29 protein-coding genes and 1 tRNA gene are annotated in these 24348 nt (G+C 52.4%); 6 read left to right on the top strand and 24 right to left on the bottom strand.

Annotated elements, in window-relative coordinates; genetic code table 11:
* Positions 1 to 2: 2 nt before the first annotated feature.
* Genes ACT53D_RS13360 through ACT53D_RS13350 form a run of 3 tightly spaced genes read right to left on the bottom strand, consistent with a single transcriptional unit; the run spans position 3 to position 2323 of the window.
* Positions 3 to 977 (bottom strand): COX15/CtaA family protein, encoded by a 975-nt coding sequence (locus ACT53D_RS13360; RefSeq protein WP_275356682.1) that lies wholly within the window; start codon positions 975 to 977, stop codon positions 3 to 5.
* A 3-nt stretch (positions 978 to 980) separates the two neighbouring features.
* The gene (locus ACT53D_RS13355) at positions 981 to 1595 is read right to left on the bottom strand and encodes an SCO family protein (protein ID WP_476156638.1); all 615 of its coding nucleotides are present in this window, start codon (positions 1593 to 1595) and stop codon (positions 981 to 983) included.
* 2 nt (positions 1596 to 1597) lie between these two features.
* The gene (locus ACT53D_RS13350) at positions 1598 to 2323 is read right to left on the bottom strand and encodes an SURF1 family protein (RefSeq protein WP_476156636.1); all 726 of its coding nucleotides are present in this window, start codon (positions 2321 to 2323) and stop codon (positions 1598 to 1600) included.
* Positions 2324 to 2372: 49 nt separating this feature from the next.
* On the opposite strand from ACT53D_RS13350, the gene ACT53D_RS13345 reads away from it, so the two are divergent.
* Complete coding sequence (locus ACT53D_RS13345; protein ID WP_194749339.1) at positions 2373 to 2573, top strand: twin transmembrane helix small protein; 201 nt, start codon at positions 2373 to 2375, stop codon at positions 2571 to 2573.
* A 57-nt stretch (positions 2574 to 2630) separates the two neighbouring features.
* On the opposite strand, the gene ACT53D_RS13340 is transcribed toward ACT53D_RS13345, so the two are convergent.
* The 5 genes from ACT53D_RS13340 to ACT53D_RS13320 all read right to left on the bottom strand — a co-directional run bounded on the left by ACT53D_RS13340 (position 2631) and on the right by ACT53D_RS13320 (position 7511).
* Positions 2631 to 3563 carry a cytochrome c oxidase subunit 3 gene (locus ACT53D_RS13340; RefSeq protein ID WP_476156634.1) on the bottom strand — a complete coding sequence of 311 codons (933 nt, stop codon included), beginning with the start codon at positions 3561 to 3563 and terminating at the stop codon, positions 2631 to 2633.
* A 40-nt stretch (positions 3564 to 3603) separates the two neighbouring features.
* The gene (locus tag ACT53D_RS13335; RefSeq protein ID WP_194749337.1) at positions 3604 to 4143 is read right to left on the bottom strand and encodes a cytochrome c oxidase assembly protein; all 540 of its coding nucleotides are present in this window, start codon (positions 4141 to 4143) and stop codon (positions 3604 to 3606) included.
* Positions 4144 to 4329: 186 nt separating this feature from the next.
* Complete coding sequence (ctaD, locus tag ACT53D_RS13330) at positions 4330 to 5922, bottom strand: cytochrome c oxidase subunit I (RefSeq protein WP_194749336.1); 1593 nt, start codon at positions 5920 to 5922, stop codon at positions 4330 to 4332.
* Positions 5923 to 5952: 30 nt separating this feature from the next.
* Complete coding sequence (gene coxB, locus ACT53D_RS13325) at positions 5953 to 7119, bottom strand: cytochrome c oxidase subunit II (protein ID WP_476156632.1); 1167 nt, start codon at positions 7117 to 7119, stop codon at positions 5953 to 5955.
* A gap of 20 nt (positions 7120 to 7139) precedes the next feature.
* Positions 7140 to 7511 carry a DUF2244 domain-containing protein gene (locus tag ACT53D_RS13320; protein WP_476156802.1) on the bottom strand — a complete coding sequence of 124 codons (372 nt, stop codon included), beginning with the start codon at positions 7509 to 7511 and terminating at the stop codon, positions 7140 to 7142.
* Between ACT53D_RS13320 and ACT53D_RS13315 the strand changes: the two genes are divergently transcribed.
* Positions 7489 to 7647: a hypothetical protein gene (locus ACT53D_RS13315; RefSeq protein WP_476156808.1), complete on the top strand. Its 159-nt coding sequence runs from the start codon at positions 7489 to 7491 to the stop codon at positions 7645 to 7647. The two genes, ACT53D_RS13320 and ACT53D_RS13315, sit on opposite strands and share 23 nt — an antisense overlap.
* Before the next feature lie 529 nt (positions 7648 to 8176).
* Entirely contained in the window at positions 8177 to 8962 is a 786-nt protein-coding gene (locus ACT53D_RS13310; protein WP_194749333.1) for a DUF2189 domain-containing protein, read from the top strand.
* Positions 8963 to 9085: 123 nt separating this feature from the next.
* Here ACT53D_RS13310 and ACT53D_RS13305 read toward each other — a convergent pair.
* A tRNA-Leu gene (locus ACT53D_RS13305) sits at positions 9086 to 9170 on the bottom strand.
* A gap of 54 nt (positions 9171 to 9224) precedes the next feature.
* Between ACT53D_RS13305 and queA the strand changes: the two genes are divergently transcribed.
* Both queA and ACT53D_RS13295 read left to right on the top strand, forming a co-directional pair.
* A complete protein-coding gene (queA, locus tag ACT53D_RS13300) occupies positions 9225 to 10250 on the top strand; it encodes a tRNA preQ1(34) S-adenosylmethionine ribosyltransferase-isomerase QueA (protein WP_476156630.1) in 1026 nt (341 codons plus the stop codon).
* Positions 10251 to 10321: 71 nt separating this feature from the next.
* Positions 10322 to 11194, top strand: a complete 873-nt coding sequence (locus ACT53D_RS13295) for a hypothetical protein (protein ID WP_476156629.1) — start codon at positions 10322 to 10324, stop codon at positions 11192 to 11194.
* Between the two features lie 75 nt (positions 11195 to 11269).
* On the opposite strand, the gene ACT53D_RS13290 is transcribed toward ACT53D_RS13295, so the two are convergent.
* The 14 genes from ACT53D_RS13290 to ACT53D_RS13225 form a co-directional block, all read right to left on the bottom strand.
* Complete coding sequence (locus ACT53D_RS13290; RefSeq protein ID WP_379073546.1) at positions 11270 to 11914, bottom strand: lytic transglycosylase domain-containing protein; 645 nt, start codon at positions 11912 to 11914, stop codon at positions 11270 to 11272.
* Between the two features lie 65 nt (positions 11915 to 11979).
* Entirely contained in the window at positions 11980 to 13689 is a 1710-nt protein-coding gene (locus ACT53D_RS13285) for a proline--tRNA ligase (RefSeq protein WP_476156627.1), read from the bottom strand.
* 67 nt (positions 13690 to 13756) lie between these two features.
* A complete protein-coding gene (locus ACT53D_RS13280; RefSeq protein ID WP_476156626.1) occupies positions 13757 to 14437 on the bottom strand; it encodes a hypothetical protein in 681 nt (226 codons plus the stop codon).
* Positions 14403 to 14912 carry a TPM domain-containing protein gene (locus ACT53D_RS13275; protein ID WP_476156624.1) on the bottom strand — a complete coding sequence of 170 codons (510 nt, stop codon included), beginning with the start codon at positions 14910 to 14912 and terminating at the stop codon, positions 14403 to 14405. The genes ACT53D_RS13280 and ACT53D_RS13275 overlap by 35 nt, the downstream gene beginning before the upstream one ends.
* 9 nt (positions 14913 to 14921) lie before the next feature.
* The gene (locus tag ACT53D_RS13270) at positions 14922 to 15743 is read right to left on the bottom strand and encodes a TPM domain-containing protein (protein WP_476156622.1); all 822 of its coding nucleotides are present in this window, start codon (positions 15741 to 15743) and stop codon (positions 14922 to 14924) included.
* A 54-nt stretch (positions 15744 to 15797) separates the two neighbouring features.
* Positions 15798 to 16394 (bottom strand): LemA family protein, encoded by a 597-nt coding sequence (locus tag ACT53D_RS13265; RefSeq protein WP_194749326.1) that lies wholly within the window; start codon positions 16392 to 16394, stop codon positions 15798 to 15800.
* Positions 16395 to 16515: 121 nt separating this feature from the next.
* A complete protein-coding gene (locus ACT53D_RS13260; protein ID WP_476156621.1) occupies positions 16516 to 17277 on the bottom strand; it encodes a uracil-DNA glycosylase family protein in 762 nt (253 codons plus the stop codon).
* A 10-nt stretch (positions 17278 to 17287) separates the two neighbouring features.
* Complete coding sequence (gene rimI / locus ACT53D_RS13255; protein WP_476156619.1) at positions 17288 to 17710, bottom strand: ribosomal protein S18-alanine N-acetyltransferase; 423 nt, start codon at positions 17708 to 17710, stop codon at positions 17288 to 17290.
* Positions 17711 to 17756: 46 nt separating this feature from the next.
* On the bottom strand, positions 17757 to 18458 hold the full coding sequence (gene tsaB, locus ACT53D_RS13250) for a tRNA (adenosine(37)-N6)-threonylcarbamoyltransferase complex dimerization subunit type 1 TsaB (RefSeq protein WP_476156617.1): 702 nt from the start codon (positions 18456 to 18458) through the stop codon (positions 17757 to 17759).
* Positions 18459 to 18468: 10 nt separating this feature from the next.
* The gene (gene panB / locus ACT53D_RS13245) at positions 18469 to 19278 is read right to left on the bottom strand and encodes a 3-methyl-2-oxobutanoate hydroxymethyltransferase (protein WP_476156615.1); all 810 of its coding nucleotides are present in this window, start codon (positions 19276 to 19278) and stop codon (positions 18469 to 18471) included.
* A gap of 60 nt (positions 19279 to 19338) precedes the next feature.
* Complete coding sequence (locus tag ACT53D_RS13240) at positions 19339 to 19977, bottom strand: deoxynucleoside kinase (RefSeq protein ID WP_228518910.1); 639 nt, start codon at positions 19975 to 19977, stop codon at positions 19339 to 19341.
* A gap of 13 nt (positions 19978 to 19990) precedes the next feature.
* Entirely contained in the window at positions 19991 to 20485 is a 495-nt protein-coding gene (gene folK, locus ACT53D_RS13235) for a 2-amino-4-hydroxy-6-hydroxymethyldihydropteridine diphosphokinase (protein ID WP_313986054.1), read from the bottom strand.
* On the bottom strand, positions 20485 to 21831 hold the full coding sequence (gene pcnB / locus ACT53D_RS13230; protein WP_275356659.1) for a polynucleotide adenylyltransferase PcnB: 1347 nt from the start codon (positions 21829 to 21831) through the stop codon (positions 20485 to 20487). Before pcnB ends, folK begins: the two co-directional genes overlap by 1 nt.
* 33 nt (positions 21832 to 21864) lie before the next feature.
* Entirely contained in the window at positions 21865 to 22416 is a 552-nt protein-coding gene (locus ACT53D_RS13225; protein WP_194749321.1) for a cob(I)yrinic acid a,c-diamide adenosyltransferase, read from the bottom strand.
* Positions 22417 to 22478: 62 nt separating this feature from the next.
* On the opposite strand from ACT53D_RS13225, the gene murI reads away from it, so the two are divergent.
* Complete coding sequence (gene murI, locus ACT53D_RS13220; protein WP_476156612.1) at positions 22479 to 23261, top strand: glutamate racemase; 783 nt, start codon at positions 22479 to 22481, stop codon at positions 23259 to 23261.
* An 870-nt stretch (positions 23262 to 24131) separates the two neighbouring features.
* Here murI and ACT53D_RS13215 read toward each other — a convergent pair.
* Positions 24132 to 24320, bottom strand: coding sequence for a zinc-finger domain-containing protein (locus ACT53D_RS13215; RefSeq protein WP_313986044.1), 189 nt, complete (start codon positions 24318 to 24320; stop codon positions 24132 to 24134).
* Positions 24321 to 24348: the final 28 nt, after the last annotated feature.

Raw genomic sequence — 24348 nt, 5'->3', positions numbered from 1 at the left:
TTTTAATCTAATGAATGCTTCAATCTGGCATTAATGGCGACCAGGCATATTCCGAGCAGCGCAGCCCCGGCGTTATGCATGACCGCCAGCACTAACGGTAACTGCAAAATCAGGTTGGCAATCCCCAATGCAATCTGACCCAACACGAGCATCAGCAAGCAACCAGTTAACCAACGCGGCATGGCTGATTGCCACAACAGCTTGACGCTGACCATGAGCCATACAAACACCAGCAGTGCCCCTAGCCGATGCACCCATTGGATGGCCGTTAATGCATTCAGGTGTAGCTGTCCGCCGTCCCGGCTTTCACCCAACGCCCGTGTCAAATGAAACGCCTCGCCCACATCCATGTCTGGCCACCAGGCACCATGGCAAGTGGGAAAGTCCGTACAGGCCAAGGCCGCATAATTACTGCTGGTCCAGCCCCCAAGTAGCACCTGCAGTATCCAGACCAGCAAAGCCAGTTGCAACCAGCGCAATTGCCACGGCCTGATCACGATACGTTGGCTGACAACATGCCGGCATGCGATCCAGCTTAAGACAGCCAAGGTCGTCATGCCGCCCAGCAAATGTAAAGTCACTATCATGGGTTTCAGCAACAAAGTCACCGTCCACATACCCAGCAACGCTTGCAACACAATCAAGCCGATCAATCCCGCCGAGAGCTGCCACGGGGTGTGCAAGAATTGCCTTTGCCTGTAAGCCAATACACCAAGCAGCAATACCAACAGGCCCAAGCTGCCAGCCAGATAGCGATGTGCCATTTCCTTCCAGGCTTTGGCATGTTGCAGTGGTTTATCCGGATAGGCCTGTTGCGCAGACGCGATCGCCGCCTCACTTTGCGGCACGGTGAGCGCACCATAACAACCCGGCCAGTCTGGGCAGCCCAAGCCGGCATCAGAGAGCCGGACATAAGCCCCTAGCACCACCACACAAAAGGCCACCATCGCCGCCAGCACACTTAAGCGTTTAAACATCGACTATCCAGCCCAAGAAGCTTTTAATAATTTGACCAAGTCCTTGCGTATCCACTTGGCTTCCATCTCTGGCCCGTACTGCATCATGATATTGCCGAGCGGATCAATAAAATACACGCGGTGGGCATCCAGCGTATTCTGTCCACCACCGCTTAATAGCCCACCCAATTCTGCAACTTGCTGCGTTTCTCCATTAATAATCAGCAAATCAGGATAACGTGCACGGATCTCTGTGGTATCGGTCTGTTGCGTGATGAGCACCCGTTGCACGCGGATCATGTCTTTATACAAGGAGACATAAATCTGCCTGAGGTCGTACAGCCGCTGCATACAAGCGCTGTCGCACTCCCGTGCGATAAACACCATATTCCATTTGTCTTGCCAGAAGGTGGGCAGCGCTTGCTGCCTGTCGCTGACCCAGTGCGTCGCATGCGCAATCGAGACCGGCGGATGAATGAGCTGACCATGACTTTTACCGCTGGGTCGCCAATCAAACTTGAACATCGCGACCACGACGAGCAGCGGCACTGTAAAAAATACCGCCAGCAGAAAAAATACCCTGCGGCCTTTGCGCTGCTGGACCGGGTCCAAAACCACCTCTGTCAACTGTTCCTGCATGATCAAGACCGCTTTTCTATCATTTGATAAAGACCAATCATAAAACTCGCCAAGGCAAACCCAAACCACTGATAGGCATAACTCATATGCTTTTCAATTTGCCCACCAGGCACTTCCCATACTCTAACGAATCCGGCAGGCATTGTTGGATCAAGTTTGAGGATGACATTTGCAAACGAAAAAGGCACATGCTGCCGTAAGTAGGAAAAATCGATTACAGGTTGCACCGGCTGCCAGCTTGAGCCCGCTTTATCCAACCGGAATCCGGTTTTGCTTTGTTGCCAGAACATCCCCCGGATGACTTGCTCTGCTTCAGGGGTCTGAATCTCGGGGATTTTTTGATGGTCTGCAAAACCGGGCACCCAACCACGATTCACCCAAATAAGATGCTTCTGGTCATGCAGTAAAAACGGTGTGATGACAGCAAATCCGGCCTGCCCTTGAACCACCTGGTTATCCAGAAAAAAACTGTATTGTGGTAGATAGCGGCCGCCGATCATCACTGTCTGCAAGTGCAGGGCCTCAACATGACTGGGAATATCCAGCGCTTGTGCGCGCAGCTCCACGGCATCGCCATGCGGTTTCAATGCCAGCATAATCGCCTGTTTTTGCTCAGCCTTATGCCACTGCCACAGGCCCAAGCGCAGACAACTCCAGATTGCCACCACCATCACAGCCACCACCATCCAGCGCAGACGAAAAACATAATTTCCCAAGGGTATTTGCATTTTTTTGCTTACAGCCCATAATGTCATCACGTTACCGAGAGATCACATCATGTTAATTAAAATTGCCACCATTTTGATACTGATCGTCATTATTGGCAGCCTGTTTTCTGCCCTGCTTTTTTTACTCAAAGACAAACGCGGATCAGACCGCACGGTTAAAGCACTTACCCTGCGTATTGGTCTGTCTATCTTCCTGTTTCTCGCACTGGTCATCGCCGCACATTTTGGCTACGTGGGCCATACGCTTTAATCCAGAACGATGGAATCACCAGACTAAAAAGGGCGCTGTTTGCGCCCTTTTTAACCGTCAGAGCATGTAAACAAAGATATACAAACCGAGCCAAACCACATCCACAAAGTGCCAATACCAAGCCACGCCTTCAAACCCGAAGTGGTGCTCGGGAGTAAAGTGACCGCGAATGCTGCGCAACCAGATCACAATCAGCATGAGGGTGCCAATGGTAACGTGAAAGCCATGAAAACCGGTTAACATGAAGAAGGTCGCACCATAGGCGCCAGACTTCAGCGTCAGCCCCATTTCTGTATAAGCGTGGTGATACTCGGCTGCCTGGCAGCACAAGAAGGTCACCCCTAGTGCAATCGTCAGGAACAGCCCTACAATCAGTTGTTTGCGGTTATTTTTGATCAAGCCCCAGTGTGCCCAGGTAATGGTCGCACCAGAACTCAACAACAATAAGGTATTGATCAGTGGCAGGCCACTCCAAGTCATGGGGTGAAAGGCGGTGCTTGGTTGATAGGTCTCCCCCAGAACCGTTCCGCCAGGCCCCTGTGATGGCCAAGTACTTAAAAAGTCCTTGTAAGGCGTAATGTCTGGCGCGTAAGAAGCCAGATCAGGCACCGACAACACGCGCATATAAAACAATGCCCCGAAGAACGCCGCAAAAAAAGCCACCTCAGAGCAAATGAACACGATCATGCCAATACGGAAAGATTTGTCTTCCCATTTTTTATACTGCCCGGTGACACTTTCAGTGACAACTGTACTTAACCATTTGAACATCATGGTCAGCACAATCGCCAGGCCCAGATACATCATGTACTTGCCCGGGGTAGCGAGGTAGGACAAGGCCGGATTTTTCATAGACCCATCCAGCCGCGTGTCCGAGCCGGTAACATTAAAGACAAAGCCACTCGCCATCGACAGCAACCCGACTGAAATCAATGCCGGGTAGATACTGCCGTGCGGGACAAAATAGTGATTTTCTGAATGACTAGCCATGCATTAACTCCCTATCCTTTGATCGTGTTACTCATATTATTTATTGCTGACTTGCCGGAAAAAACGAATACGACAAGGTCATTTCTTGTACATCTTTGGGCAGTTCGGCACTGACGAAAAATCGCAGTGGCAATGCCTTCACTTCACCCGGTTTTAACGATTGCCTGACAAAGCAGAAACACTCTATTTTTTTCAAGTGGGCCGATGCTTTGCCTGGGGTCACACTGGGAATGGCCTGCCCGACCACCTCCTCATTGGTAATGTTTTTTGCCTCAAACATGACCGTAGTGACTTGGCCAGGATGCACGACCACACTGTTTTGCTTAGGATAAAAATTCCACCCCAATCCAGGCATCACCGATGACACAAACTGCACGGTGACTTCCCGCTTTAAATCTACAACTGCTTTTGTGGCTGTTTCCGCCGTATTTTTGGTTTTGCCATTGAGCCCGGTCACAGAACAAATGACGTCATACAATGGCACCAAGGCAAAGGCAAACAACAGCGCACCGACGATGATCCACACCAATTTAAAAGCCAATTTTCGATTGGCTTCTACCTGATCTTGTTTTAATGCCATAACTGTTTATGCAACTGGTTTACTTCCAGATCGTAAACATCGAAATCAGGTACCAGAGAATTGCTACCGCAGCGAGCAGCCATGCAATTTTCCTGTTATTAGACTGCTTGGGATCACTCAAAATACGTCAACCTTAAAACAAAGCCAATCAACCAAAAAAACTGGATTGACTGGCTTTTTTAGCATTTATTTAACCACCGGCTGTTCAGTAAAGCTGTGATATGGCGGAGGAGATGGCAACGTCCACTCCAGGCCTTGCGCCCCTTCCCAGACTCGGTCTGATGCCTTTTTGCCACCTTTGACACAGCTGATAATGATGTAGACAAACAGCAACTGTGACAGACCCAAGGCAAATGCACCGATACTCGAAATCATATTGAATTCGGCAAACTGCAAGGCATAGTCTGGAATACGGCGCGGCATCCCGGCCAAGCCAACAAAGAACTGAGGGATAAAGGTCACATTGAATGAAATGGCTGTTAACCAGAAATGTAATTTACCCAGTTTCTCGTTATACATGTGGCCTGTCATTTTTGGCAGCCAGTAGTACACGCCCGCCATAATCCCCATGATGCCACCCGCAAACAGGGTGTAATGGAAATGTGCGACCACAAAGTAACTGTTGTGATATTGCGCATCGGCAGCCACGTCTGCGAGCACCAGACCAGTCAGACCACCCACGCCAAACAGAATAATCCAACCAACCGTGAACAGCATGGGGGTTTCAAAGCTCATGGAGCCTTTCCACATGGTGCGAATCCAGCAATAGAACAGTACCGCCAACGGTAAGGAAATTGCCATGGTGCTATACATAAAGTACAGCAATGCAGGCACAGGCATACCGGCTGTAAAGAAGTGGTGCGCCCAAACAACGACCGCCAAAGCGCCAATCGCCCACAATGAATACACTTGCGCTTTATAGCCATACATAGGCTTGCGGCTGAAGGTTTGCAGAATCTGGGGGATAAAGCCCCAGACGGGCAATAGCAGAATGTAGACTTCCGGGTGACCAAAGAACCAGAACAAATGCTGGAACATAATCGGGTCACCGCCACCGGCCGCGTCAAAGAAGTGTGTACCAAAGTGACGGTCCGTCAGCAACATGGTCACTGCACCGGCGAGCACGGGAATGGTGGCAATCAGCAAGAAAGCGGTGATCAGCCAACCCCAGGCAAACATCGGCATTTTCATCAAGGTCATGCCAGGCGCACGCATGTTGTAAATCGTCACAATAATGTTGATTGAACCCAACACAGACGAAATACCCAGCAAGTGAACCGCAAAAATGGCAAAGTCCACACCAATGCCGCCTTGCACAGACAGCGGCGGGTAAAAGGTCCAACCGGTGGCCAGCGCGCCATCACCCACGCCAAACAATGCCAGAGTGAATGGCAACGTCAGCAAGATGGCGGAAGGGGGCAAAATCCAGAAGCCCCAGTTATTCAAGCGTGGCAAAGCCATGTCTGGCGCACCGATCTGCAACGGCAACATCCAGTTGGCAAATCCGGTTGCAGCAGGCATCAACGCTGCAAAAATCATGATCAGTGCATGCACGCCAATCAACTGATTAAAGAACTCGGGGTTCATCAATTGCAGTCCGGGCTTGAACAACTCGGCACGGATACCAAGAATCATGCTGCCACCGACCAGGAACATAATCAGTGAAAACGTCAGGTACATGGTCCCGATATCTTTGTGGTTTGTCGTCGTCAGCCAACGCATGATCCCGGTTGGGTGATCCTGATGCTCGTCATGATGTGCTACTGAAGTAGTACTCATAGTGCTCTCCTAAATCAATCGCTTAAATATTTATTCACGGGCTGCTTTAACTTGCGCTGGCTGCAACACGGCATCCACTGCCGCCGCGTTACCCAAGGCATTACGCTCATAGGTGATCACCGCTGCAATTTCCGTATCGTTCAAAGTTGCCTTCCAGGCGGGCATCACACCCTTGCCATTCAGCACGCGGTCAAGGTGGCTATCTTTCTGATATTTGCCATCAGAGCCAAAAATAGCGCCCGTCGCAATTTTGCTGCCGGTCAAGGCCGGGAATGCAGGCGGCAAGCCAGCCCCGGTCACCTGATGGCAGACGGCACAGTTTTTCTCGTAAACCACTTTACCCTGCGCCACCAACTCATCCTTGGTCATTTCTTTCACATCATTCGCGGCTTTTTGCTCATCCTGTTTTTTGTTTGCCCACTGCGCAAACTCTTCTTTGGAAACCGCATTCACAACCACCGGCATATAGCCATGCCCCTTGCCACAGAGTTCTTTGCATTGGCCACGGTAGACGCCTGGCTTCTCGACTTGCACCCAGGTTTCACGGATAAACCCAGGCACGGCCACACGTGACGAGCCAAACTGTGGCACCCACCAGTTATGCAACACATCAGAGGCCGTCATCAAAATGCGCACCTTCTCGCCTACAGGCAACACCAGCGGATTATCGACTTCAAGCAGGTAGTGCTCGCCTTTACCTTCCTCGTTATGCATTTGGCCGTTAGTCGTCGCCAGGTTGCTGACGAACTTGATGCCCTTGGCATCGCCATCAAGATACTCATATTGCCAGCGCCACTGTGACCCGGTAATTTTGATCACCATGGTCGATTGGTCTCGCGTGTCTTCCATCATCACCACGCTGTGATAGGCCGGGATACCCATGATGACAAAGTCAATCAACAGCAGGATCGCAAACGGGATCAAGGTCCAGAAAATTTCTACGGCAGTAGAGGGAGGGTTATCGGCGACAGGTTTGTAGCCTTTGCTGTGACGGTGGGTCACAATCGAGTAAATCATGATTGCCAGCACCACCACAAAAATCACGGCAGTAATCAGCATGAATTTATTATGTACGTGGAGGGTATCCAAAGCCATTGGCGTGACTGGCTCCGGAAAATTCCAGGTGTAGTCAGCATGCGCACTTAAAGACAAAAACCATGCAACCGCACCAACCCCGAGTTTCTTCATCCCTTGCATCTAATCGCTCCAAAATCCAGTTATCTAGTTTTTAGAAGTGTTCGTTTGAGATGAGAGGCCAGGGCTTCGCGTTGCGCATCATCCATGGTATCTCGACCAAACTCGACTTCTTGATTATGGGACCCTATCCACAGTGACGTCTTGCCGTTCTCACCTTCCCTGAGCGTTATACGGGTCCAGTAGCGCTGAAACCGAACGTGTTTTATTTTCCCCAACACACTTTGTTCGATTTCAATATGATCCTCAACGAAAGTGATTTTTTCGTAGTCACCGCTATGACGCAGCACCACCACAAACGCCAGAACCACCAACACCAATTCCAAGCCAGCAAATGGCAACACCATCCAGGCACCGATATGCAAAAAAGCCATGGCAATCAGCCCCGAAAACACGCCCAAACTCAGCAACAACCTCAACACACTTTCCGATGAAGCCGAGGCATTTGGCCTGGTAACGCATTGTGTTTCGCAAATAGATAACATGTTTGCCAACCCAGAATTCAGCTTGTATCAACCAAATTACGTTTAGTTACAAATTTGTTACATGTTGTAAATTAGCACAAGATAATCGCAGTGACAAGACAAAAAATGCCCCGTGCCAATGTCATCAATGTAAATTTATGAATAGCCACGCTTAACAAAAAAACACTCTCACTCTACCAATCTCACAATTGCAATCCCCCTCACAGCCCTTTAAAAACGCGGCAAAGCAATTCAAAACCTTGGTTCGGCCATCAAGATCATCGCGCGCACTCACACCGAAAAATGTCACTTAAAAGCACAATCAAGAAAATATTCCGGTGGGTGTTGTCACATTTTTGTTGTTGCTTAAGCCACCATTCATGATTAAGCTAAACAACTCTCGGAACAGAAATGCGCTCCGGGTGACGTGCGCAAAGCCTCAAACCTTGGCGCATTCAAAGCAGTTTTTTGTGTTGATTGATTAGAAATGCCAGTAGCGGGACCGCCGTCCACGAAAGTGTATTTTTAGTTTTAAGACCGGCCCCACTGCCAGCAGCAATGAATGATAGCCATCATTTTTGACGGGGGCCAAACACATGGGCATACAGCATATTTCAGCCAACAAAATACACGCTGACGATGAATTTTTAATTCGAAAAGTCCCCATCCACATCATTCCAGACTGGCTACACTCCGGCGTCACTGACATTCATCTCGGTGGCCGTGCCAGCCTGTTTTATGGCATTTTTTTTGCGGCAACAGGCATCCTGTTACACACCATCTTCGCTGAAAATTACTGGCTGCTCGCCGGGCTCACTACCGGGTTTTTCCTGCTAGGGCCATTCCTGGCCATGGGGCTATACGATCTGAGCAGACGCATGGAAGCTGGTGAGCCACCCGCCCTCGCCCCCACGCTCATGGCCTGGCTACCCAACCTCATCAACATCACTCTGTTTACCGTGCTGCTGGTGTGTTTGTTTTTAAGCTGGGTGCGGCTCTCCATGACCATTTTCTCGCATTACTTTCACGGTGCGCTGCCCACCTTTACCGATGTCGTCATCAATGTATTCACATTCAAACAACCGGTTTTCCTGTTAGTTTACTTTGGCACTGGCGCCTTGTTTGCCGCTGCCATTTTCAGCATCAGCGTCATTGCCATGCCCCTCATGCTAGATAGAAACACCAGCGCCTGGACCGCCGCCATTACCAGCCTGCGCACCTGCGCCCGCAACCCTATCCCCATGCTGCTCTGGGCTTTTTGTATTGTCGTGCTCATTGGATTTGGCCTGGCGACCAACTTTTTAGGTTTAATGCTGACCATGCCCGTGGTTGGGCACGCAAGTTGGCATGTCTATCGGGATTTGATTGAGGTAAAAAATTAATCCGCTCGTTTAAAGTCCATATCCTGCGATATAGTCTCTCGTAAAGCAAAAAGGCTTAGATTTTCATCTAGGCCTTTAAAGTTTATACGTTCTTGAGTCTTTTGAGCTCTATTTAAGAGCGCTTGGTGCCGGGAGCCGGAATCGAACCGGCACGCCTTGCGGCGCTGGATTTTGAGTCCAGTGCGTCTACCAGTTCCGCCATCCCGGCATGGGATATAATGTAGGACATCAAAGACCGCTATTATAACCATAATTTTCATTTATGAGAACTCTAGATTTCGATTTTTATCTTCCGCCCCACCTGATTGCCCAATATCCGTTACCCAATCGTTCAGAAAGCCGCTTGCTGGAGGTCAATGCGCAAGACGGTTCCATCAAGGATAATTTGTTCCGGCAGATTGGCAAGCAGTTTGCCGCAGGCGATGTGCTGGTCCTGAACGATACCAAAGTCATCAAGGCCAGATTGTTTGGTCAGAAAGCCACCGGCGGACAGATTGAGGTGATGATAGACCGCGTACTGTCACCGCAAGAAGCTTATGCGCAAATCAAATCATCCCGCTCTCCAAAGGCAGGGAGTATGCTGCACCTGGCTGGCGAGATGCAGGCTGAGGTGCTCGGCAGGGTGCAGGATATGTTCCATATTCGCTTACTAGGCGAACAGTCGTGGTATGACTTTTTGGAACAGTATGGCCAATTACCTTTGCCGCCGTATATTGAGCACGCGGCAGATGCGACCGACGATAGCCGCTACCAGACGGTGTTTGCCAAGCATGCGGGCGCAGTGGCCGCACCAACGGCAGGGTTGCATTTTGACGAGGTGCTGTTGCAATCGCTAATGGATAAAGGCGTCCATGTACGTTATGTGACGCTGCATGTGGGCGCGGGGACGTTTCAGCCAGTGAAGGTCGATAATATCGCCGAGCACCATATGCATAGCGAGGTTTACCATTTGCCGGAAGAGACGATCGCTACCATCCTCGCTGCGCGGGCCGCGGGCAAGCGGATCACGGCCGTGGGCACCACTTCATTGCGCACGCTGGAAAGCGCAGCACATGCAGGCAAGTTGTTTGCGCACCATGGCGACACGGATATTTTTATTACGCCAGGATTTGAGTTTAAACTGGTAGACCGTTTGATCACCAACTTTCACCTGCCTAAGAGCACTTTGATGATGCTGGTCTCGGCATTTGGCGGTTACGACTTGATGCGTGAGGCCTATGCGCACGCCATTGCCCAGTCTTACCGCTTTTTTAGCTATGGCGATGCCATGCTGATCACGCGCAAGTAATCCGCCCAGCATTAAACTTGCAGACTAAAATAACGTCTATTAAACACTGATAAAAACTAGGATACGGAGATATGCAATTCATCCCAAAAACTTTGAGCGGCTTGGCACTGCTATGCCTGACGCTCACCACCCAGGCCGAGATTTTGCCTGAGGCAGAAATCGGCATCAAAATCCCGCTGGCCAAGAAACCAACCACACGCCCGATGGGCGTGGCCTACTTGCCAGCCAACCAGCATTACTACATTGCCGATGGCGGCCTGGCGCCCATGGGCAGCGAGTTTGAAGCACCCATCTCCAAGTCTGAAGTGCATACGTTTACCGGCGACGGCAAGTATGTGCAGTCAGCCAAACCGGGGTTTGATAACCGCTCGCTCTATTTCAACCCCAATAGCGGCAAGCTGGAGATCATTACTTACAACATTTCTAGCGCGGTAGGCTTTTTGCCTAACACCGGGATTTTCAGCCTGGAAGTGGCCGAGACTGGCGAGCTGCTGGGCACTTCTGGCGAAATTTCACAATTCAACCCAGCCTTTGGCGATGCGGCTACCATGCCAAGTTATGACCCAGTGAGCAAACACTATTTCGCCAAGCAAGAGCACGGCAATCTCGTGTTTGTTGTGGATACCAAGCAGCGCGAAAAACTGCAGGAGATCAAGCTGGACTTTGCCAAAGCCAAAGTAGCCCACGATGATGTCAGCGACCATTTTGTCGCCTTCACCGGCGTGGCGGGTAATGAGCTGGCCTTGCTAGACGTAGACCATAAAGCCGTATTGATTTTTGACTTGAACGGGCAATATGTGGGTAAAAGCGCCCTACCCGCTACCATGAAACTGCGCTCACAAAATCACTTTAATGGGCTGGGATACACCAACGGCATGCTATTCGTTTATCACGAATCTGAAGGCGAGTTTGGCACCTATTACGGATTCAAGGTGGTCAAGTAACCCATAAAAAAACCGCGCTGATTCAAGCGCGGTTTTTTGATTGCTGGCAGGCACACGTTATCTGCAAAGCACTTTTTACTGGCTGCTGGTCATATTCACTTTGATCACTTGCGGCGATGGCGTGTAATGCCAATGATTGCGCCAAGCCCCCACCACTAGATTCGGATAGTCCGGCTTGCCCAGACTGCCGTTATATCTACCCAAGGCCCGGTAATAATCGCCGCGCTCAATATCCAGATAATGGCGCAATATCGTGCAGCCATAACGCAGATTCAGGCGCATATCAAACAGATTGTGTTCAGGCGTACCAATAGACTGCACCCAGAAAGGCATCACCTGCATATAGCCTCTTGCGCCCACGCTAGAGACTGCATACTTTTTAAAACCGCTTTCAACATGAATCAGGCCAAGCACCAACTGAGGATCCAGCCCGGCGCGTGTGGCTTCATAATGCACGGACTTGAGAAAATCTTCACGGTAGTGCGCGTCTGGCATGCGCTTGGCCAAGCGGGCTGACATTTCTTGCAACCAGACTTGTGCCGCTTGCTCGGAATCAAAAATCAGGCGCGGCGCCGCCAGGTCACTGACGGATTTTTGCATCACAGCTTTAACGCTATTGGCCAGCGGCTCTTCTTTTTGATTGCCCGCCATAGAAGGCGCCGCCCACAGACAAAGGCCGGTGACCAACAAGGCAAACACATAAAAAAACACTTTTTTCATGTTGCCTATTGTAATCACAAGCGGCGTGCGGTGGACGGGCAAAAAGAGGGATTAAATCCCGCTAATTACTCAGCAAGCTTGCGCTGCAAAAAGGCCAAACAATCAGCCACTTGCAGGTTTTGTGCCTCAGCATCGGTGCGGCCTTTGTATTCCACCTTGCCTTCAGCCAGGCCACGGTCACCAATTACCACGCGGTGCGGAATACCCATGAGGTCACTCTCGGCAAACATCACGCCAGGACGCTCGCCACGGTCATCGAGCAAGACATCTACACCCGCCTGTTGCAGTTGCGCATAGAGCTCAAACGCGGCCTGTTTGACGGCCTCACTCTTATCGAGGCCGATCGGGCAGATCACCACCGCAAACGGTGCCATGCTCAAGGGGAAAATAATGCCCTTGTCATCATTGCCCTGCTCAATCGCTGCCCCCACAATCCGTGACACGCCAATGCCATAACAGCCCATTTCCATCACTTGTGATTGGCCGTTTTCGTCCAGGTAAGTCGCCTGCATGGCTTCTGAATACTTGGTGCGCAATTGGAAAATATGGCCGACTTCAATGCCACGGCACAAACTCAGGCTGCCTTTGCCATCCGGGCTCGCATCGCCTTCTACCACGTTGCGGATATCGGCCACGATGGCTGGCTCAGGCAAATCGCGGCCAAAGTTGACCCCTGCCAGGTGAAACTTAGGTTTATTGGCGCCACAGACAAAGTCACTCATCAGGGCCACGGTTCTATCGGCCACCACACGTACATTGGCATTCACGCCCACCGGGCCAATAAAACCAGGCGGGCAGTTCAGGTTGGCGCGGATTTCTTCTTCGGTGGCCAGGCGGAACTCTTTCACGCCCTCTACCTTGCCGAATTTCACTTCATTGAGTTGATGATCACCGCGCAACAAGGCCAGCGTAAACACACCATCCACCAGCAAGGCCACCGACTTCACGGTTTTGCTCACAGGCACTTCCAGCAACTTGGCCACATCTTCGCAGGTCGTTTGCTTGGGTGTATCCACTTCACGCATGGCTTCTGTGGCTGCGGCACGACTGCCAGTCGCCACGGCTTCGGCCAGTTCTACGTTAGCCGCGTAATCAGATTGCTCGCAATAGGCCAGTGCATCTTCACCGCTGTCTGCCAGTACGTGAAACTCTTGCGAGCCATCGCCACCAATGGCGCCTGAGTCGGCTTTCACGGCGCGGAACTTGAGGCCCAGGCGAGTGAACACATTGCTATAAGCCGTGTGCATGGTGTTGTAGGTATTCACCAGGCAATCGACGCTGGTATGGAAAGAGTAGGCATCTTTCATCAAAAATTCGCGCGCACGCATCACGCCAAAACGCGGGCGAATCTCATCACGAAACTTGGTTTGAATCTGGTAAAAGTTAAGCGGCAACTGTTTGTAGCTGCTGATTTCCTTACGCGCGATGTCAGTAATCACTTCTTCATGCGTGGGGCCAAAGCAGAAGTCACGCTCGTGCCGGTCCTGAATCTTGAGCATTTGTGGGCCAAACACCGCCCAGCGGCCGGTTTCCTCCCACAACTCTTTAGGCTGCACGGCGGGCATCAACAGCTCCAGCGCACCCGCCTTGTTCATTTCGTCGCGCACAATGTTTTCTACCTTACGCAACACGCGCAAGCCCAGCGGCATCCAGCTATACAAACCGCTACCCAGCCTTTTGATCAAGCCGGCACGCACCATCAGTTTGTGGCTGATGAGTTCAGCGTCTGAAGGGGCTTCTTTTTGGGTAGCAATGAAAAATTGTGAGGCGCGCATAAGAATAACTTTAATTAAAATCCGAAAGCGCGATTTTAGCCTTATTCGCTGGCGGCGTCATCCGCGCCTACTCGGCAGTCGCCTCTTTTTGCTGTGGCCGTTGCAAGATCGGACTATCGGTAGGAATGTATCCGTCTTTCCAGGTCGCCATCGGGATGATGGTGGCCGGATAGCCGTTATCGTAGAACCAGCTATCAACCGCATATTCAGCTTGATTGGCCTGCTCACGGATGACGGCGGCCGTATGTGGCCAGCCGGTTAGAAAAAACTTGCGGGTGCGGGTATCAAGAATGTCATGGTAACGGATCAGGCCAGCTTGCTGCATCAGTCGCAGATAGGTCGTACTGTTGATCGCTTCGTCGTTGCAGTCTTGTTGATGCAGGTATTCACTGTTGTTAAACGTCCCGGCACGGTCTGCTGCAGTACCAATTTTGGTACCGACCATGTCCTCCAGCAGGCCGATGGCTTTTGCAATGGCCTCGCGCTCGGCCTCTGCAGTCGCTGGCAGCGGCGTAAATAGTTGCTCGACGTTATCCCATTCGGCAGAACTCAGGCTCAGCACGTCTGACTGGACACAGCCCCCGCCCTGACAAATCTCAAAAGCTTGCAGGGTGGGAGGACTGTGATAAATACGATAGATGTCTTTGAGATCGGCCTGTGCTGGCATCGCGCCCGATAAGCAGGCCAATACAAAACCGGAGAACAGGTGTGCGCTAGAGAATAAGGACGCGGTTAGACAACTCGTCACGCGGCACAGCTTCGGGCGGAAAATGCGCTGCCAAATGTTGGCCAATGGCCTGAATACCGTAAACCACACCTGCTTCAAACTGCCCACTTCTGAACATCCCTTCCATCTGCTGGCAAATCTGCTGCCAGCCTGCTTGCCCCACCTGCCGATGAATACCGCGGTCGGCGACAATTTCAACATCCTGATCGGCCAGACACAGGTAAATCAGTACGCCATTGTTATGCTCGGTATCCCAGATATTCAAATGACCAAACAAGTGAATGGCGCGTTGCCTTGGGGTGAGCCCTCGCAGGATAGCATAGGCGGGCAAGCCAGATTCAATCACCACGCGTATTTCACCGGCATGATGGTGTTCATTTTGTGAGATAGCATTTTCAATATTGGTCAGCGCCTGTACAGAAAACAGCGCCTTGACCTGGCGAGGATGGCTCCAGGCATGCTTAAACCAGCGTTTGAGAGGATGAATGGGTTTCATGAGTTTAGTTTACCAATCGCCGGAAGCCCCGCCGCCGCCAAAATCACCGCCACCGCCACTGAAAATATCCGGCCCACGGCTGCCGCCCGAGTAGCCGCCAAAGCCGCCCGCAGAATACGGCATACCACTGCCACCACGCCCGCCCATGGCCAGTGTAAAGACAAATGCCGCCAGGCCGACCAAGCCCATGACCAGCAAGGTGGCCCCCAGGAATCCGGCCAGTACACCCAACGCACCGCCGGTCACTAGGCTGCCCGGAAAATCCCCTAACATGCTCTTGAAAATCGCCCCGGCGATAATGGCGGCAAACATCAATATCGGCAGCATGGTCATCCAGCCATCCGCATTTGAGTGATGCGAGGATGGTTTATCCGCTGCGGGCAGTTGCTCGCCTTGTATCAGCTTGATCAAGGTATCCGTGGCCAGATTCAGGCCGTTGTAAAACTGGCCCTGCTTGAAGGCCGGCGCCATTTGCTCGGCAATAATGCGCTTGGCAATCGCGTCAGGAATCGCCCCTTCCAGCCCATAGCCGACTTCAATGCGCATTTTTTTGTCGTTTTTGGCGACGATCACAATCACGCCATCATCCTGCTTATCGCGGCCAATTTTCCAGGCTTCGGCCAGGCGAATGCCAAATTGCGCGATGTCTTCTGGCTGCGTGCTGGGCAAGATCAGTACCGCGACCTGCGAGCCAGCTTGCTGGGCAAACTGGCTCAGCTTCTGGTTCAGGGCCGCTTGCTCTTCAGGACGCAAGGTCTGCGTCAAATCAGTGACCGCAGCCTGTAAAGCAGGGATAGCAACCAGATCTTCTGCATGGCTAACCAACGCCATGCAGAACAGGCACCAGGTAAGAAATAATGCTCTTAAGCGCAAAGCCACCCGCCGTTACTTGCTGTCACCAAAATCGACTTTAGGCGCGCTAGAAATGGCTTTTTCGTTTTCTACCGTAAACGTGGGCTTGGGCTGATAACCAAACATCATGGCGGTCAGGTTGTTTGGAAAGCTGCGTACAGCGACGTTGTATTGCTTCACGGATTCGATGTAACGATTACGCGCCACGGTGACACGGTTCTCTGTGCCTTCCAGCTGCGCCTGCAAGTCCCTGAAACTGGCATCTGCCTTCAGGTTAGGGTAGTTTTCTGACACCACCATCAAGCGTGACAAGGCACTGGTCAATTGACCTTGCGCCGCCTGAAACTTGGCAAACGCCTCAGGATCATTCAGCAGCTCTGGCGTCACTTGCATGCTGCCAACTTTGGCGCGCGCCTCGGTCACCTCAGTCAGTACTTTTTCTTCGTGGCTGGCATAGCCCTTGACTGTCGAAACCAGATTAGGCACCAGATCGGCCCGGCGCTGGTACTGGTTGAGCACTTCAGACCAATTGGCTTTGGTTTCTTCATCCAGGCTTTGGAACTGGTTATAACCACAACCAGACAGGCTAAGTGTCGCAGTCAGCAACAACAGAGTGAATAAACGGCGCATATTTGAGACTCCAGTCTTCAATCACTTAAAAATATTTGGTGGTGACGGGCTTGCCACGATTGGTTAGCCACATTCAAACACTCCACAACACTGCAATAGATGCGGCCAAAGAAGTGTTTATTCAAGCCATCAGTTCGCTTTTCTTTGCCAGTAACAGGCACAAGTCCTGCCATACCTCACGCTTGAGCGCAGGTGTTTGCACCATCGCAGCCAAGTCATGCGTCACCACACACGACAAGTCACCCACTGCATGCAACTGACCACGCACGGCTGCGATCTCGTTATGTTGGGCATTTAAAAACTGATTGGCGGCCGCCAGGCCAAACAGCACACAAAAGCGGCTGCTGACCTGTGCGCGTTGCAACGGTTCATGAGTCACGGTCACCTCATCAGCAGGTAACTGCATGGCTTGCATGATGTTTTGCAGCAATTGCTGGCTGGGGGCGTCAACGGGGCGGGTCGAATAGATCAGCCAGGGAGACTGAATCAGCGTTGCAACGCTCTCGGCTGGCGTCTCAGCGGCGATATCCTCTACAGGGTTATCCACCTCAAGCGCCAGTACTGGCGCGTCAAGCGACACGCTGTGCACGGGGGCCTCTTCAGCAACTTTTGTATCCCAGTTGGAGGGGGAAACATGTGCTGACTCCGCTGTAGCAAGCCCTTGGGCCATGGTTGGCGACTCAGTGACAGGTAACTCGGGAGGGGTCTCTGTCACATCTGGAGGGACCGTTTTTTCTGCGACAAGGGTCACTTGCTCGCCCACAGTCACAGGCGCTGTTTGCGGCATGGCAGCAGCCATCTCCAGCACTGGCGGCATGCGCACATGCCATGCCGGCAACAACTCCAGTTCACGCAGCATATCGTCACGGGTCAAGCTCATCATGCCCTCCTGCTCATAAGGCCAAGCCCATCAGCACCGCATCCTCGCGGCCGCTCTTGGTCGGATAATAATTGCGGCGTATGCCCATTTCACAAAACCCCACCGCCTCATACAAGGCAATCGCGGACGTATTGCTGACCCGCACCTCAAGAAACATATTGGCCGCCTGATAGCGGCGAGAGATGGCAATCATCTGCGCCAGCAACGCACGCCCAAAACCCTGCCCCTGAAACGGTTTTGCCACACTGATGTTGAGCAAGTGGGCTTCATCCAGCACCATCATCACCAGCGCATAGCCGACCAACTCGCCCGCCAACTCCATGACCCAGGCGCTATGGCCGGCATTGAGGGAGTCCTTGAAATTGCCCAGGGTCCACGGATGACTGTAAATGGTGGGTTCGATACGCATCACGGCAGACAGATCTTGCTCTGTCATCGGCCTGAAGCTGGGTTGAGAATGTGGTAATGCGCTCATATGGCCCTTACAAGGTCTGGCCTTGCGCACGCTCGGCAGCGGTCAACGCCACCCGGTTGCGCACATACAAAGGGGCCGCCTCATGGGCTGCCTGCCCTTGCCCAGCCACAAACAATGGCTGCGCCAACGCGAGCATGGCACTGGCTTTAGGCAAACATTCAGGGGCAAATTCACTCACCTGCCCTGCATATTGCGCGGACAAGCCCTCGGCAAACACCCGCCACCCCGAGCCCGCCCCCAACCAACCTTCGCCCGCTATTGCAGGCACCTCGTGTGGCTTACACACCACCGGCGGACTCACCGCCAGCCACTGATCCGTTTCGCGGATAAAAGCAGCATGATAGACCTCGCCCATACGTGCATCCAGGCACACCAGCACCTTCTCGGACTGCGTTTGCAGCCACGCTGTCTCAGCCACGGCCAAGACCGAGCTGATCCCTACCACTGGCAAATCTGCACCAAAAGCCAAGCCTTGTGTCACGCCGACGGCAACACGCACACCCGTAAATGCACCTGGCCCCATGCCATAGACGATGCCATCCAACTGAGGCAACTTTACGCCAGCCTTCATCAATAAATGTTGGATTTCCGGCAAGATGCGTTGCGAAGCGGCAGGGCCGGTGACTTCATCAAACGTCAATAACCCGGCCTCGGTTTGCAGGGCCAGAGAAAGCGTTTCGGTGGAGGATTCGATGGCAAGTAATTTCATGGTACGCAGATTAATAACGATGCTTTTCCTCAGGAAAACACCCGGTCTTTACGGCGTGCACATAACTCTCCACCGCGCCCTGCACACTGCCGCCCTGTTGCAAAAAGTTTTGCACAAACCTGGGCGCTTTGTAGTCTTGCGGCGCTTTGTCGGCGGGGCCAGTATAAATGCCCAACAAATCTTGTAATACCAGCACCTGGCCGCTACAGCCTGCCCCGGCGCCTATGCCTATGGTAGGCACCTGAATCGTTTGCGTAATCTGCGTCGCCAGAGCGGCGGGCACCATTTCAAACAGCACCATACTGACGCCGACGGCGGCCATCGCTTGCGCATCGGCCAGCATGGCGCGGGCGCTTTCTTCTGTCTTGCCCTGGATTTTATAGCCGCCCAGCTTTTCAACGGATTGCGGGGTAAAGCCAAGGTGCGCACAGACCGGCACACCGTTTTCAATCAGATAGCGCGCGGTTTCGACCATGTCTCCACCGCCCTCGATTTTGACAATATGCGCGCCTGCCGCGAGTAGGGTTTGTGCGTTAGTGAGCGCAGTTTCTCTATCATGCTCATAGCTGCAAGCAGGCATGTCGCTCATGATGACCGTATGCGGCGCGCCTCTGGCGACCATACGGGTGTGGTAAACCATGTCTTGCATGGTGACGGCGAGCGTGTTGCTGCCGCCTTGTATCACCATGCCTAGTGAGTCCCCGACCAGCAATACATCCACTCCCGCCAATGCCAGCAACTTGGCAAAGGTGGCGTCATAGCAGGTCAGCATGGCAATCTTCTCGCCCGATCTGGCCCTGGTGATCAGAGTATTCAGCATGTCGTTATGTCGTCTTAAAAGGCTGCCCGCAAAAAGCACATGCGTCGCAGCAGACCCGCATCAGAAATTGGGATTAAAGTACTCGCGGCTGCTCTTGATCTGGCCTATGCGTTCGATCAGCAAATCAAAGGCTTCCGGGTCTTTAATGATATTGAGCTTTTCGTTGTTGACGATCAGCAAAGGTGAAGCATCATAAGCATGAAAGAATTCACTGTAAGCCTCAGCCAGACGCGCAATATACTCGCGCGGCATGTCTTGCTCATAGCTGATATTGCGCTCTTCAATACGATCCATCAAGGCATCGACCGGGGTTTGCAGATAGACCACCAGGTCAGGCTTGGGTGCCTTGAGCTGCAGATGTTGGTAAATCTGATGGTAAAGCGAATACTCTTCATCATCGAGATTCAGGCGCGCAAACAGCGGGTCTTTTTCGAGAAAAAAGTCAGACACCGTAGGCTGGCCAAACATGTCACGCTGCGCCATGTCCTCAATCTGCCGTGAACGCTGAAACAGGAAAAATAGCTGCGTAGGCAAGGCGTAGCGTTGCGCATCCTGATAAAAGCGGGTCAAAAAAGGATTGGCTTCGGCTTTTTCGGAGAGTAACTCTACCGAAAACTTGTCTGCCAGCATGCGGGCCAGCGTGGTTTTGCCACTGCCAATAGGACCTTCAATGACAACATAAGGAAAGCGGGTAAACATGGAGATTGCTCGTCTAGCGGATTGAATTCGGATCCAGTTTGCGCACGTCGTCGTGCTTGTTTGTTGTCAACCATTCTACAACACTCTGCCCGGATGGCAGCACAAAGTCCGGCACAATTTCAGCCAGCGGCACCACCACAAAGCCGCGCATATGCATGCGTGGATGCGGCAGGGTGAGCAGCGGGGTATCCAACTGCATGCCGTCATAATCGAGCAGATCCAGGTCCAGAATACGTGGCGCATTGGGAAAGGGGCGCTCGCGGCCAAACTGCTGTTCTATCTCCAACAGCAATTGCATGAGGTGTGGCGCCTTAATCTCGGTCGCCATTTGCACCACGGCATTGATAAAGTCTGGCTGGTTATCATACCCCACTGGGGCGGTGGCATAGAGACTAGAAGCTTGCAGCAGCGTCAAGCCTGGCGTATGCGCCAACACTTCAATGGCTTTGCTAACCTGCCGCTCCGGCTGCTGCAAATTGCCGCCCAGGGCAATCAAGGCAATCGCCATCAGGCCAGGTCTCCACCCGCCGGTTTTTTCTTGCGTGGCTTGCGTCTACGTTTTTTCGGGCCGCTTTCCGGTAGCAACATGGCGGTACGCTCTTCTGTCCCGGCATCGGCAAAACGCGTCCACCAGTCACCGATTTCTTGCGGCAGCTCGCCAGAGGCACAGCGCAATAGCAGAAAATCATAGCCGGCGCGATAACGCGGATGCGTGAGCAAGGCATATGGCCGCTTGCCCGAGCGCTGTTCAAAGCGCGGCTGCATCGCCCAGATCTCTTTCATGGTGGTCGTATAGCGATTATGAATCGCCATCTTCTCGGCTTGCTTGTCGATGACTTCGTTCATCGCCTCATGCAGCGCAGGAATCATATGTTCGCCACGCTTCTGGTTTTCTTGCCAGGCAAGCAAGACTTCATGCCACAACAAGGTTGCAAACAAAAAGCTGGGGTTGGATGACTTGCCGGACGAAATGCGCTCGTCGGTATTCTTAAGCGCCAGCATGACAAACTTCTCGCCCATGGGCTGCTCAAGTATCACATCCAGCAACGGCAACAAGCCGTGATGTAACTGCTGCGCACGCAAAGCATTGATGCTTTCAATGGCATGCCCGGACAAGAACAGCTTAAGCATTTCATCAAACAAGCGGCTAGGCGGCACGTCTTCAAGTAAATCGGCCAGCTTGCGAATCGGGGTCTCGGTATCTCGCTCCAACTTCAAGCCCAGTTTGGCTGACAAGCGCACGGCGCGCAACATACGCACCGGGTCTTCCTGATAACGCTTGATCGGGTCGCCGATGATACGCAAGGTTTTGGCACGAATATCGGCCACCCCATTATGAAAATCGAGCACTTCCTGCCGCTTGGGGTCGTAATATAAAGCATTGGCGGTGAAGTCGCGGCGCACCGCATCCTCTTCTATGCTGCCAAACACGTTATCGCGAATGATACGGCCACTGTCATTGGTTTCAGCATCGCCCTCACTCAGGTGATGCCCGCGAAAGGTAGACACTTCTATAGTCTCATGCCCCCATAACACATGCACCAGCCGGAAACGGCGGCCAATAATACGCGAACGGCGGAAAACCTTATGCACCTGCTCAGGGGTGGCATTGGTTGCCACATCAAAGTCTTTGGGCGGATGATCAAGCAGCAAATCGCGCACTGCGCCGCCGACGATATAAGCCTGAAACCCGGCCTTTTGCAGCTGGTCGCAGGTTTTGAGGGCCGCCTGGCTGATATGTTTCTGGTTGATTTTGTGCTTGCCCGCCTGGATGATTTGTGCCGCTGGCAATTGAGTGTGTGTATTCGCGCTGGCACGCCGACGGAATACTTTCTGCAGTAATTGTTTAATCATTATTTTGCAATTCGAGCGTCAGCCTGCGCCGCGCTACAGTTTATGTTGGTTATTCCACAAGACATCCGGCACACCCGCATGCCGGTTTAAGGTACGACAGAGGACAAACAGCAAATCGGACAAACGGTTCAGGTATTGCAAGGCCACGGGCGTCACCGGTGCTTGCGCATGCAAGGCATGCAACACCCGCTCGGCACGCCGACACACCGTGCGTGCCAAATGACACACCGCGGCTGCCCGACTGCCGCCAGGTAATATAAACTCTTTTAACGGCGTCAATGCTTCGTTCCAGGTATCCAGCGTCATTTCCAAAAACGCGACACGGCCAGCCTGCATAAACGTATGCCCTGGCATACACAATTCACCGCCCAAATCGAACAAGTCATGCTGTATCGCCAGCAGACTGTCACGCACATCCTCAGGCAAGGTTTCAACCAGCAACATGCCTAACACCGCATTCAGCTCATCCACGTCACCCATGGCTTCCACGCGCAGATCAGACTTTGCGACGCGCGTGCCGTCGCCCAGCCCGGTCGTACCGCTATCGCCGGTACGCGTGTAAATCTTGCTCAGCCGGTTGGCCATCCCTGTCACCCGTATAAAATCCGATATAATCCAGCCATTATAAATCATACCGTGCCATTTCGATGTGCTCAGCGATTGCAGTCAACGCCCCAATCGGGGTCATGGATTCCGGGGTCGGCGGCCTCACCGTCCTCAAACACTTAACCCGCCAGCTGCCACACGAGCATTTCTACTACTTTGCTGACAGCGCACATGCGCCTTATGGCAACAAAACGGCGACAGAAATTCAGCAGCGCTGCTTTACCATCGCCGACACCCTCATCGACCAAGGTGCAAAAGCACTGGTCGTCGCCTGTAACACCGCCACTGCCGCGGCCATCAGCGCCATGCGCGAGCGTTACACTCTACCCATTATCGGCATGGAACCCGCCGTCAAACCCGCGGCAGCGGCCAGCAAAAACGGCATCATCGGCGTGCTCGCCACCACTGGCACGCTTAAAAGCGCACAATTCGCCGCCCTGCTCGAGCATTACGGTCAAGGCGTGCAAGTCGTGACACAAGCCTGCGTGGGACTGGTAGAGTGCATAGAACAAGGTCAGCTAGATACCCCGCAAACCCTGGCACTTCTGCAACAGTACTGCCGACCGCTGATGGCTGCAGGCGCAGACACCATAGTGCTGGGCTGCACACACTATCCGTTTGTTAAAAAGCAGATTCAAGAGATTGTGGGGCCCGAAGTCACCTTGATTGATACCGGGGCAGCTGTTGCCAAGCGTCTACATCAGGTGCTGGAGCAAAAGCAGATACTTAATGCAGCTATGGAAGCTGGGGATTTTGTGTTTTTGACCAGTGGAACAGAAGAAACTCAGCAAGTAATGCAAGCCTTGTGGAGCAACTCGGTTTAGCTGATTACGAATAGGGACATCCTAAAAAAGTAATTTTTTATTTATCACTTAAAAGACTCTTCAACTCGTCGCATTCACAGACTACTCTTTCGCCTCTCGTCGAGTCACTTTCTGGTGCTGGTCCCCCAGAAAGTAACCAAAGAGGACGACACCCAGCCATCACGGCCTTGCGGCTCCCTTGCGTTGCTCAACAAAGTAAGCGGTCACGAAACTCGTCCTAGCAGCCTGCACACCCTGCAAGCTGCCGCGGAGCTCAGACAGTCGCTCCCTTGTTTCTTACTTTGTCTCCGCTACTCAGCGTGATGGAATGGGATTTATCTCGCCAAAGTTGCATCGTTGAAGTTTGGACGGTTTGAATCTCCAATTCTTTTGTTGAAACAAATGACGGTTGCGCTCGCATGGTGTTCGGGGTCCCCATCTGCCGCGCCGAGTAGCGCAGACAAAATAAGATTAAGCGAGCGGCTGTTCGAATCCCGCGGTGGCCTGCGTTTTGTGCAGGCCGCTAGGATGAGTTCTGCGAGCGCTTATGCCTAAGTCCGGCAAAGCAACGGACGAAAGTCCTAAACCGAGCAACACAGGAAACAAGCGGAAGCTGGGGTGCACTTTCTTTTGGTTACTTTATCTTTGGGCAAGCAAAGAAAAGTAACTCGCCTACAGGCGAAATAGAAGTATGACTATCCAAAGAAATATCCATTTGTACTTCCAACATATGCAACGTTTGCTCTTTTATTACAGCCAAACCAACCCTTCGCCTCGCCTGGATTCTAGCCTCCGCGGAATGACGCAGAAATACCAAATGACTTTCCTAAAACTTCTAAACTACGCAACAACCCCACCAACAAAAAACCCACGCGATGCGTGGGTTTTGACTTAATGGTGATGCACCTGTGTGCCGGGTTTCAACCGGTATTTCGTCCCGCAGTACGGGCACGAGACCTCTCCCGTTTTCGCCACATCCAGAAACACCCTGGGATGTGATGCCCACAAGGCCACTTCTTTGGTTGGGCAATGCAATGGCAAGTCTTTGCCGTCTACTTCAAACTCTTTGACATCAGACATTCAAACTCTCCAGCAAACAGGCAACAAT

This window comes from Methylophilus sp. DMC16 (assembly GCF_056314045.1).
The sequence above is the reverse complement of the archived record's forward strand: the minus strand, read 5'-3'. Positions and strand labels throughout refer to the sequence as shown.

Excerpts from the sequence above, each read along its gene's own strand:
- ACT53D_RS13360 (WP_275356682.1), bottom strand. The coding sequence starts at position 977 with ATGTTTAAACGCTTAAGTGTGCTGGCGGCGATGGTGGCCTTTTGTGTG.
- ACT53D_RS13355 (WP_476156638.1), bottom strand. The coding sequence starts at position 1,595 with ATGCAGGAACAGTTGACAGAGGTGGTTTTGGACCCGGTCCAGCAGCGC.
- ACT53D_RS13350 (WP_476156636.1), bottom strand. The coding sequence starts at position 2,323 with ATGCAAATACCCTTGGGAAATTATGTTTTTCGTCTGCGCTGGATGGTG.
- ACT53D_RS13345 (WP_194749339.1), top strand. The coding sequence starts at position 2,373 with ATGTTAATTAAAATTGCCACCATTTTGATACTGATCGTCATTATTGGC.
- ACT53D_RS13340 (WP_476156634.1), bottom strand. The coding sequence starts at position 3,563 with ATGGCTAGTCATTCAGAAAATCACTATTTTGTCCCGCACGGCAGTATC.
- ACT53D_RS13335 (WP_194749337.1), bottom strand. The coding sequence starts at position 4,143 with ATGGCATTAAAACAAGATCAGGTAGAAGCCAATCGAAAATTGGCTTTT.
- ctaD (WP_194749336.1), bottom strand. The coding sequence starts at position 5,922 with ATGAGTACTACTTCAGTAGCACATCATGACGAGCATCAGGATCACCCA.
- coxB (WP_476156632.1), bottom strand. The coding sequence starts at position 7,119 with ATGCAAGGGATGAAGAAACTCGGGGTTGGTGCGGTTGCATGGTTTTTG.
- ACT53D_RS13315 (WP_476156808.1), top strand. The coding sequence starts at position 7,489 with ATGGCAATCAGCCCCGAAAACACGCCCAAACTCAGCAACAACCTCAAC.
- ACT53D_RS13310 (WP_194749333.1), top strand. The coding sequence starts at position 8,177 with ATGGGCATACAGCATATTTCAGCCAACAAAATACACGCTGACGATGAA.
- queA (WP_476156630.1), top strand. The coding sequence starts at position 9,225 with ATGAGAACTCTAGATTTCGATTTTTATCTTCCGCCCCACCTGATTGCC.
- ACT53D_RS13295 (WP_476156629.1), top strand. The coding sequence starts at position 10,322 with ATGCAATTCATCCCAAAAACTTTGAGCGGCTTGGCACTGCTATGCCTG.
- ACT53D_RS13290 (WP_379073546.1), bottom strand. The coding sequence starts at position 11,914 with ATGAAAAAAGTGTTTTTTTATGTGTTTGCCTTGTTGGTCACCGGCCTT.
- ACT53D_RS13285 (WP_476156627.1), bottom strand. The coding sequence starts at position 13,689 with ATGCGCGCCTCACAATTTTTCATTGCTACCCAAAAAGAAGCCCCTTCA.
- ACT53D_RS13275 (WP_476156624.1), bottom strand. The coding sequence starts at position 14,912 with ATGAAACCCATTCATCCTCTCAAACGCTGGTTTAAGCATGCCTGGAGC.
- ACT53D_RS13270 (WP_476156622.1), bottom strand. The coding sequence starts at position 15,743 with ATGGCGTTGGTTAGCCATGCAGAAGATCTGGTTGCTATCCCTGCTTTA.
- ACT53D_RS13265 (WP_194749326.1), bottom strand. The coding sequence starts at position 16,394 with ATGCGCCGTTTATTCACTCTGTTGTTGCTGACTGCGACACTTAGCCTG.
- ACT53D_RS13260 (WP_476156621.1), bottom strand. The coding sequence starts at position 17,277 with ATGATGAGCTTGACCCGTGACGATATGCTGCGTGAACTGGAGTTGTTG.
- rimI (WP_476156619.1), bottom strand. The coding sequence starts at position 17,710 with ATGACAGAGCAAGATCTGTCTGCCGTGATGCGTATCGAACCCACCATT.
- tsaB (WP_476156617.1), bottom strand. The coding sequence starts at position 18,458 with ATGAAATTACTTGCCATCGAATCCTCCACCGAAACGCTTTCTCTGGCC.
- panB (WP_476156615.1), bottom strand. The coding sequence starts at position 19,278 with ATGCTGAATACTCTGATCACCAGGGCCAGATCGGGCGAGAAGATTGCC.
- ACT53D_RS13240 (WP_228518910.1), bottom strand. The coding sequence starts at position 19,977 with ATGTTTACCCGCTTTCCTTATGTTGTCATTGAAGGTCCTATTGGCAGT.
- folK (WP_313986054.1), bottom strand. The coding sequence starts at position 20,485 with ATGGCGATTGCCTTGATTGCCCTGGGCGGCAATTTGCAGCAGCCGGAG.
- pcnB (WP_275356659.1), bottom strand. The coding sequence starts at position 21,831 with ATGATTAAACAATTACTGCAGAAAGTATTCCGTCGGCGTGCCAGCGCG.
- ACT53D_RS13225 (WP_194749321.1), bottom strand. The coding sequence starts at position 22,416 with ATGGCCAACCGGCTGAGCAAGATTTACACGCGTACCGGCGATAGCGGT.
- murI (WP_476156612.1), top strand. The coding sequence starts at position 22,479 with ATGTGCTCAGCGATTGCAGTCAACGCCCCAATCGGGGTCATGGATTCC.
- ACT53D_RS13215 (WP_313986044.1), bottom strand. The coding sequence starts at position 24,320 with ATGTCTGATGTCAAAGAGTTTGAAGTAGACGGCAAAGACTTGCCATTG.